This is a genomic window from Rheinheimera mesophila (assembly GCF_000986865.1).
Classification (GTDB): domain Bacteria; phylum Pseudomonadota; class Gammaproteobacteria; order Enterobacterales; family Alteromonadaceae; genus Pararheinheimera; species Pararheinheimera mesophila.
This window is the reverse complement of the sequence record NZ_LAVS01000063.1, coordinates 1-1610: the sequence shown is the minus strand read 5'-3', so window position 1 is coordinate 1610 and position 1610 is coordinate 1. Positions and strand designations below refer to the sequence as shown.

The 1610-nt window shown below is 49.6% G+C and carries 2 tRNA genes and 2 rRNA genes; all 4 read right to left on the bottom strand.

Features of this window, described 5'->3' with window-relative positions:
* Window positions 1-355: ribosomal RNA gene (locus SD53_RS12550) — 23S ribosomal RNA — on the bottom strand; the annotation flags it as partial.
* A 183-nt stretch (window positions 356-538) separates the two neighbouring features.
* Window positions 539-614, bottom strand: a tRNA-Ala gene (locus tag SD53_RS12545).
* 100 nt (window positions 615-714) lie between these two features.
* Window positions 715-791 (bottom strand) — tRNA-Ile (locus SD53_RS12540).
* Window positions 792-876: 85 nt separating this feature from the next.
* A 16S ribosomal RNA gene (locus tag SD53_RS12535) occupies window positions 877-1610 on the bottom strand; the annotation flags it as partial.

The window sequence follows — 1610 nt, the reverse complement described above, 5'->3', positions numbered from 1 at the left end:
TTCATTGATAAAGCCTTTTCGTGTACGGGGCTATCACCCTGTATCGCCGCACTTTCCAGAGCGTTCCACTAACGCTTTACCAACTTAAGGGCTAGCCCCCGTTCGCTCGCCGCTACTAAGGGGATCTCGGTTGATTTCTTTTCCTCGGGGTACTTAGATGTTTCAGTTCTCCCGGTTCGCCTCGTTACACTATGTATTCATGTAACGATACCTGATAAATCAGGTGGGTTTCCCCATTCGGACATCTGTGAGTCTAACGTCTCTTACCGACTTCTCACAGCTTTTCGCAGGTTAGCACGTCCTTCATCGCCTCTGACTGCCAAGGCATCCACCGTGTACGCTTAGTCACTTAACCATACAACCCCAAAATGTCTGGACTTGTAGGTGTGATAAGGTTCACAAATAAATTTGTTACCTTGTTTCTTTCTATCAGCTTGCCAATTTGTTAAAGAGCACTTCGAGCATAAAGCTCAAAAAGAACGATTCTTTTAAAGAATGGTTGTTTTTGAGTTTTCAAACAGTAGTCATTCACAAGGAATGGTGGAGTTAAGCGGGATCGAACCGCTGACCTCCTGCGTGCAAGGCAGGCGCTCTCCCAGCTGAGCTATAACCCCTAAACGAGATATTGGGTCATTTCGTTTTAGGCGAGGCACGATGAACCGAAGCATACTCAAAGTATGTGAGGTTTGTCGTAACGAAGCATAAAGCGAAATTTGGTTGGTCTGAGTAGACTCGAACTACCGACCTCACCCTTATCAGGGGTGCGCTCTAACCACCTGAGCTACAGACCAGCCGTAACCGCAATGGTTCTTACTGTTTGCTCTACGTATCAATCAATCATCTGTGTGGACACTACACAATCTAGTCTGCTTTAGGTAAGGAGGTGATCCAACCCCAGGTTCCCCTAGGGTTACCTTGTTACGACTTCACCCCAGTCATGAATCACAAAGTGGTAAGCGCCCTCCTTGCGGTTAAGCTACCTACTTCTTTTGCAACCCACTCCCATGGTGTGACGGGCGGTGTGTACAAGGCCCGGGAACGTATTCACCGCAACATTCTGATTTGCGATTACTAGCGATTCCGACTTCACGCAGTCGAGTTGCAGACTGCGATCCGGACTACGATACGCTTTAAGAGATCCGCTCACTGTCGCCAGCTTGCCTCCCTCTGTACGTACCATTGTAGCACGTGTGTAGCCCTACTCGTAAGGGCCATGATGACTTGACGTCGTCCCCACCTTCCTCCGGTTTATCACCGGCAGTCTCCCTAGAGTTCCCGACCGAATCGCTGGCAACTAAGGATAGGGGTTGCGCTCGTTGCGGGACTTAACCCAACATTTCACAACACGAGCTGACGACAGCCATGCAGCACCTGTCTTACGGTTCCCGAAGGCACAACCGCATCTCTGCAGTCTTCCGTAGATGTCAAGAGTAGGTAAGGTTCTTCGCGTTGCGTCGAATTAAACCACATGCTCCACCGCTTGTGCGGGCCCCCGTCAATTCATTTGAGTTTTAATCTTGCGACCGTACTCCCCAGGCGGTCTACTTAGTGCGTTAGCTGCGCTACTCACAACACAAGGTCACGAACAGCTAGTAGACATCGTTTACGGC